6 protein-coding genes and 2 tRNA genes are annotated in these 6583 nt (G+C 72.6%); 2 read left to right on the top strand and 6 right to left on the bottom strand.

Translation table 11 applies throughout. The features are described from left to right. The 6 genes from GJV82_RS16065 to GJV82_RS16040 form a co-directional block, all read right to left on the bottom strand. Positions 1 to 356 (bottom strand): ClpX C4-type zinc finger protein (locus GJV82_RS16065; protein WP_318657738.1); only part of this gene is annotated, 356 nt, incomplete at its 3' end. Positions 357 to 569: 213 nt separating this feature from the next. Next, on the bottom strand, positions 570 to 1286 hold the full coding sequence (locus GJV82_RS16060; protein ID WP_024842210.1) for an ATP-dependent Clp protease proteolytic subunit: 717 nt from the start codon (positions 1284 to 1286) through the stop codon (positions 570 to 572). 41 nt (positions 1287 to 1327) lie between these two features. Then, positions 1328 to 1975: an ATP-dependent Clp protease proteolytic subunit gene (locus GJV82_RS16055; RefSeq protein ID WP_051471966.1), complete on the bottom strand. Its 648-nt coding sequence runs from the start codon at positions 1973 to 1975 to the stop codon at positions 1328 to 1330. A 256-nt stretch (positions 1976 to 2231) separates the two neighbouring features. Then, entirely contained in the window at positions 2232 to 3641 is a 1410-nt protein-coding gene (gene tig / locus GJV82_RS16050) for a trigger factor (RefSeq protein ID WP_318657737.1), read from the bottom strand. 140 nt (positions 3642 to 3781) lie between these two features. After that, positions 3782 to 4738 carry a DMT family transporter gene (locus tag GJV82_RS20805; protein ID WP_155099924.1) on the bottom strand — a complete coding sequence of 319 codons (957 nt, stop codon included), beginning with the start codon at positions 4736 to 4738 and terminating at the stop codon, positions 3782 to 3784. An 83-nt stretch (positions 4739 to 4821) separates the two neighbouring features. After that, positions 4822 to 4895 (bottom strand) — tRNA-Pro (locus GJV82_RS16040). 181 nt (positions 4896 to 5076) lie between these two features. On the opposite strand from GJV82_RS16040, the gene GJV82_RS16035 reads away from it, so the two are divergent. Then, a tRNA-Gly gene (locus GJV82_RS16035) sits at positions 5077 to 5147 on the top strand. A gap of 499 nt (positions 5148 to 5646) precedes the next feature. Next, entirely contained in the window at positions 5647 to 6582 is a 936-nt protein-coding gene (gene cysK / locus GJV82_RS16030; protein ID WP_155099923.1) for a cysteine synthase A, read from the top strand. Position 6583: the final 1 nt, after the last annotated feature.

Raw genomic sequence — 6583 nt, 5'->3', positions numbered from 1 at the left:
TTCGACTTCGCCAGCTCCACGTAGTCCGGGTCGTCGGGGCTCGACGGCTTGGCCTGCTCGCCCGCCTGGACGCGCTTGTAGTGGTTGTAGACGGCGACGGCCAGGGCCCGCTTGGCGGCGTCCTGGCCGATGACATACTGCTCGAGGAACTCGAAGATCTCCTTGGGCTTGGGCAGCTCCGTGAGGCCGATCTCCGTCGCCTCGGCGAGCTCCTCCTCGATGATCTCGTTGCACAGGTCGATGCACTCGTCGCAGATGTACACGCCGGGGCCCGCGATGAGCTTCTTGACCTGCTTCTGCGACTTGCCGCAGAACGAGCACTTCAGCAGGTCGGCGCCGTCTGAGATACGAGCCACTACGCGTCTCCTTGTCCCGGTGCCGGGGCGTGGCGCCGTCCGGGTCGACGACGCGGGCCCCCGGCACGGCCGAGCGAGTCCTGCTCCCCATTCCACACCACGAGGACCGGGTTGTCAGGTGGGCTCCCCGTACGGGGTGCAACGTGTCGCGCCGCCGCCCCCGTGCGGGGGACGACGGCGCGGCGCGTGGTCATGCTGTCGGGTCGGTCACGATCAGGGCTTGTTGACCGCGACGGCCTTGCGGCTCTCGAGGACCTGGTCGACCAGGCCGTACTCCTTCGCCTGCTCGGCGGTGAGGATCTTGTCGCGCTCGATGTCCTGGCGGACCTGCTCGACCGACTTGCCCGAGTGCAGCGCGAGCGTGTCCTCGAGCCACTCGCGCATGCGGATGAGCTCGTTCGCGTGGATCTCGATGTCGGACGCCTGGGCGTAGCCGCCGCCCTCCATCGCGGGCTGGTGGATGAGCACGCGCGCGTTCGGCAGCGCGAGGCGCTTGCCCGGCTGGCCGGCCGCGAGCAGGACCGCGGCAGCCGAGGCCGCCTGGCCGAGGCAGACCGTCTGGATCTGCGGCTTGATGTACTGCATCGTGTCGTAGAGCGCGGTCATCGCGGTGAACGACCCGCCCGGCGAGTTGATGTAGAGGATGACGTCGCGGTCCGGGTCCTGGCTCTCGAGCACGAGGAGCTGGGCCATGACGTCGTCCGCGGACGCGTCGTCGACCTGGACGCCCAGGAAGATGATGCGGTCCTCGAACAGCTTGGTGTAGGGGTCCTGCCGCTTGAAGCCGTAGGCGGTGCGCTCCTCGAACTGCGGGAGCACGTAGCGGGCGGACGGCGCGCCGCCCGGCAGGGCGACACCGCCGGGGCGGGCCGCCGGGCCGGCGAGGCGCTGGGCGGTGGACAGGTACTGGGACTCGGCGCTGAAGCTCACGGGTTCTCCTCGGGTGAAGTCTGGGTTCCGGGTGCGGGGCCTCAGGAGCCGGACGCGCCGCCGCCGCCCGTGACGGACGACGCGTTCGTCACGACGTGGTCGATGAAGCCGTACTCGAGCGCCTCCTGGGCGGTGAACCAGCTGTCCCGGTCGTTGTCCTTGAGGATCTTCTCGAGCGGCTGGCCGGTCTGCTCGGCCGTGAGCTCGGAGAGCACCTGCTTCATGTGCATGATGAGCTGCGCGTTGATGCGCACGTCGGTCGCCGTGCCGCCGATGCCGCCCGACGGCTGGTGCATCATGACGCGCGCGTGCGGCGTGGCGTACCGCTTGCCCTTGGTGCCGGACGAGAGCAGGAACTGCCCCATCGAGGCGGCCATGCCCATGGCGATGGTCGCGACGTCCGGCTGGATGTACTGCATGGTGTCGTAGATCGCCATGCCGGCCGTGATCGACCCGCCCGGCGAGTTGATGTAGAGCCAGATGTCCTTGTCCGGGTCCTCCGCGGCGAGCAGCATCATCTGCGCGCAGATGGCGTTCGCGTTCTCGTCGCGCACCTCCGAGCCGAGCCAGATGATGCGCTCCTTGAGGAGCCGGTTGTAGATGGAGTCGTTGAGTCCGAGGCCCGGACCCTCGGCGCGGTTGACCGGGGCCGTCGCGTCGGACGGCAGGTACAGCTCGTTCACATCCATCTCCTTCGTCGCTCCCGCGGGTGACCCCCGCCTGCGCTGCCCTGGCCGGACCGGGACGCCGTCCCCTCCAGCCGTGCTGCAGTGACCCTAACGCGGTCCGCGTCCGCCGTTCGTCCCGATCACCCGCGTTTTCGCTGACGGCGCACCCTGCCGTCGGCACGACCCGACGAGGGCCTCCCCCGGGGGACGACGACGGCCCGCACCTCGGGCGGAGGTGCGGGCCGTCGTCGTCGGTCCGGCCGGGGCCGGCGCCGTGTCAGGCCTTGGTGGCGTCCTTCTCGTCGTCCTCGACCGGGGCCTCGGCGGCGGTCTCGGCGGAGTCGTCGACGAGCGCCTCCTCGACGGGCTCGGCCGCGACGTCCTCGACCGACTCGTCCGCGGCGGCGTCCTCGTCGTCCGAGCCGATGAACTCGGTGAGGTCCACGACGTTGCCCGCCGTGTCCTTGACCTCGATCTGGCGCAGCGCGACCGCGAGCGACTTCGAGCGCGCGACCTCGCCGACCATCGCGGGGATCTGGCCGCCCTGGTCGAGCGACTGGATGAACTGGTTCGGGTCCATCCCGTACTGGCGCGAGGCGCTCACGAGGTACTCGAGGAGCTCGTTCTGCGCGACCTTGATCTCGAGCTGCTCGGCGAGGGTGTCGAGCAGGATCTGGTTGCGGATCGCGTCGGTCGCCTCGACGGTGACCTCGGCGCGGTGGGTGTCGTCCTCCAGGCGGCCCTCGGACTCGAGGTGACGGTGCACCTCGGCCTCGACGACGCCCGACGGGACGGGGATCTCGACGGCGTCGTTGAGCGCCTTGAGGAGCTCGTCGCGCGCGGCCACGGCCTGGTTCGAGGTCTTGATGCTCGCGACCTGCTCGCGCAGGTCGGCGTTGAGCTCCTCGAGCGTGTCGAACTCGGACGCGAGCTGGGCGAAGTCGTCGTCCGCCTCGGGCAGGTCGCGCTGCTTGACGGACGTCGCCGTGACGGTGACGGTCGCCTCCTCGCCCGCGTGCTCGCCGCCGGCGAGCGGTGCGGTGAACGTCGTCGTCTCGTCGGCCGAGAGGCCGGTGAGCGCCTCGTCCAGGCCCTCGAGCATGTTGCCCGAGCCGATCTGGTAGCTGACGCCGGAGACCGAGTCGACCTCCTCGCCGTCGATCTCGGCCTTGAGGTCGAGCACGACGAAGTCGCCCTCGGCGGCCGGGCGGTCCACGCCCACGAGGGTGCCGAAGCGCTCGCGCAGCGCGTCGAGGCGCTCCGTGACGTCCTCGTCGGTGACCTCGGCCGGCTCGACCGTGATGCTCAGCGAGTCGAGCGCGGGCAGCGTGATCTCGGGGCGGACCTCGACCTCGGCGGTGAAGACCAGCTGGCCCTCGCCGGCCTTCGCCGGGATCTCGGTGACCTCGACCTCGGGCTGGCCGAGCGGGCGCAGGCTCTCCTCGCTGGCGGCCTGGCGGTAGAAGCCCGAGAGGCCGTCGTTGACGGCGTGCTCGATGACGGCGCCCCAGCCGACGCGCTGGTCGATCACGCGCGGCGGGACCTTGCCCTTGCGGAAGCCGGGGATGTTCACCTGCTCCGCGATGTGCTTGTAGGCGTGCTCGATGCTCGGCTTGAGCTCGTCGTACTCCACCTCGACGGTCAGCTTGACCTTGGTGGGGTCCAGGGTCTCGACGGCGCTCTTCACTTCGATGGTCTCCAACTGATCGGGGCGGGCCGCGGACGGCCGGGGACGGCACCGCACGCGGGCGTACGGGCAACCGTCCTATCGTACGCGAGCGGTCAAGCGCCCGAGACGCCGGGGCCCCTCCGCACGTCCCGCACGGGTCACTCCGACGCGCGCGGCCCGGGACGCCCGACGACGAGCAGGACGGCGACCCCGACGACCGCCGTCGCGACGACCGTCTGCCACCGCAGGCCGACGACGCCGAGCACGTCGAGCAGCACCGCCATGACCATCTGCCCGCCGACGACGGCGAGGGTGAGGACGAACGTGCCGAGGTGCCGCACCGCGTACGCCGCCGCGACGGTGACGAGCGTGCCGAGCGGGCCACCCAGGTAGAGCCACCACTGCGGGGGCAGCGCGACGCCGTCGAGCCCGCCGACCGCGGCGACGACCGCGCACACGAGCGAGATGCCGACGAGACCGCCCGTGACCGACGTGAGCGTCGCGACGACGGGGTCCCCCGAGAGCTGGGTCACGCGGCCGTTGCCGGCCTGCTGCCCGCACAGGACGGCGCCGCCGACGAACAGCGCGAGGCAGGCGACCACGGCGGCCCACCCGGTCTCGGCGGTCGCCCCGCCGAGCACCGCGATCCCGAGCCCGGCGACGGCGGCGACACCGGCCGCCGCGCGGCGCGCCGTGAGCCGCAGCGGCGCGGGCAGCCCGACCCCCCGGGCGTCGAGCGCGAGCCCCGCCACCGTCTGGCCCGCGACCGAGCACACGGTCGCGACCGCGACGCCGACGAGCGGGACGCCCGCCGCCATGGCGACCACGACCGGGACGCTGCACAGTCCGACGGCGAACCACCACCACGACGCGGACGCGCGCAGGACGCGGACGGTCGCGCGGGTGCGGCGGAGCGCGACGACCACGAGGACGGTGGCGAGCAGCGTGCCGACGTAGGAGAGCCACGCGGCGACGACGGGACCGGTCCCCGCGGTGGCGAGGTCGCCGTTGAGCCGCCCCTGGAGCGAGAGCACCGCGCCGCTGCCCGCCGCGACGAGCGCCGCGAGGGTCGCGTGCGCGGCGACGGGGCGGGCCTGCGGCGGGGACGGGGTCACGGGCACCTCTCGGGGACGGGGCCGGTGCGCCGGCCCGGGACGTCGACGACGTCCCGCGGCGCCCGTCGGGCACCGCGCGAAGGTCGGGGTGACAGGATTTGAACCTGCGACCTTCCGCTCCCAAAGCGGACGCGCTACCAACCTGCGCCACACCCCGCGGACCGCCGCGCCGGGCGGGCCAGGGCAAGTGTACTGGCGGGCGCGCACGCTCCTGCCGGGCCGACCGGCGCCGACGCGCGCGCGGTCCCGGGACCGCCGAGGTTTGCTAGGGTGGCGCCCGCAGGTCGGCGCCGTGCCGTCCCCGGGCCGCCGGCCCGAGCGACGCTCCCGCGACCCGCGCGGGCGTAGCTCAATGGTAGAGCCCCAGTCTTCCAAACTGGCTACGCGGGTTCGATTCCCGTCGCCCGCTCCGACCGACCGACCCGAACGACCACCCGGGCGCCCCGCCACCACGGCGAGGCGCCCGTCGTCGTCCCGGGCACGTCGCCGCGGACCGTTGTCCACCCGTCGGACGTGCGTCCGCGGACGCGTTGCAGGCCGGGGACGTGGACCGATAGCCTCAGGGGGAACGCACCGCTCGCCGCGCCGTCCCACCGGCGCCCCGCCCGGTGCGACCGACCAGGAGGAGCGAGGAATGACCGCGACGAGCGCGCGTCCTGCATCGCTGCACCGCGCCGTGTCGCGCACCTCCTGTTGTCGCTGTCTCGGCTGTCGCTGACGCCCGCCGCCGTCCCCGCGCGCCCTGCGCGCCGCCGCCGCACCGTCAGCCGCTCCTCGTCCCGCCGTCGTCCGCGCGCGCCCGCGCCGGGGCCGCGAGACGCTGGACCCGGCCGCGGACGACGGCCCCCGAACCCCCGATCGGTACCCCCACCCCGGCTCTCCCCGAGCCGTCGACAGAAGAGGAAGACATGGCACGCATCTACGACGACGTCACGAAGCTCGTCGGCAACACCCCCCTGGTCCGGCTCAACAAGCTCACCGAGGACCTCGGCGCCACCGTCGTGGGCAAGCTCGAGTTCTACAACCCGGCGAACTCGGTGAAGGACCGCATCGGCGTCGCGATCGTCGACGCCGCCGAGGCGTCGGGCGAGCTGAAGCCGGGCGGGACGATCGTCGAGGCGACGTCGGGCAACACGGGCATCGCGCTCGCGATGGTCGGGGCCGCGCGCGGCTACGACGTCGTGCTGACGATGCCCGAGACGATGTCGAAGGAGCGCCGCGCTCTCCTGCGCGCGTTCGGCGCCGAGCTCATCCTCACCCCGGGCTCGGAGGGCATGAAGGGCGCGGTCAACCGCGCGGACGAGATCGTCGCCGAGCGCGAGGGCGCGATCCTCGCGCGCCAGTTCGCGAACGAGGCCAACCCCGAGATCCACCGCCGCACGACGGCCGAGGAGATCTGGGCCGACACCGACGGCGAGGTCGACATCGTCGTCGCGGGCATCGGCACGGGCGGCACGATCACCGGCGTGGGCCAGGTGCTCAAGGAGCGCAAGCCCGGCGTGCAGATCGTCGCCGTCGAGCCGGAGGAGTCGGCCATCCTCAACGGCGGGCAGCCCGGCCCGCACAAGATCCAGGGCATCGGCGCGAACTTCGTGCCGGAGATCCTCGACACCTCCGTCTACGACGAGGTGATCGACGTCAACGCCGAGACGGCCGTCGAGTACGCGCGCCGCGCCGCCAAGGAGGAGGGCCTGCTCGTCGGGATCTCGTCCGGCGCCGCGATCGCGGCCGCGCTGCGGCTCGCGGAGCGCCCCGAGAACGCCGGGAAGCTCATCGTGACGATCATCCCGTCGTTCGGCGAGCGCTACCTGTCGTCCGTCCTCTACGCCGACCTGCTGGACTGAC

The sequence above is a fragment of the Cellulosimicrobium composti genome (assembly GCF_009711085.1).
Lineage (GTDB): Bacteria > Actinomycetota > Actinomycetes > Actinomycetales > Cellulomonadaceae > Cellulosimicrobium > Cellulosimicrobium composti.
This window is presented reverse-complemented; position numbering and strand designations above follow the sequence as displayed.

Coding starts and splice junctions, on each gene's coding strand:
- cysK (WP_155099923.1), top strand. CDS start 5,647: ATGGCACGCATCTACGACGACGTCACGAAGCTCGTCGGCAACACCCCC.
- GJV82_RS16055 (WP_051471966.1), bottom strand. CDS start 1,975: ATGGATGTGAACGAGCTGTACCTGCCGTCCGACGCGACGGCCCCGGTC.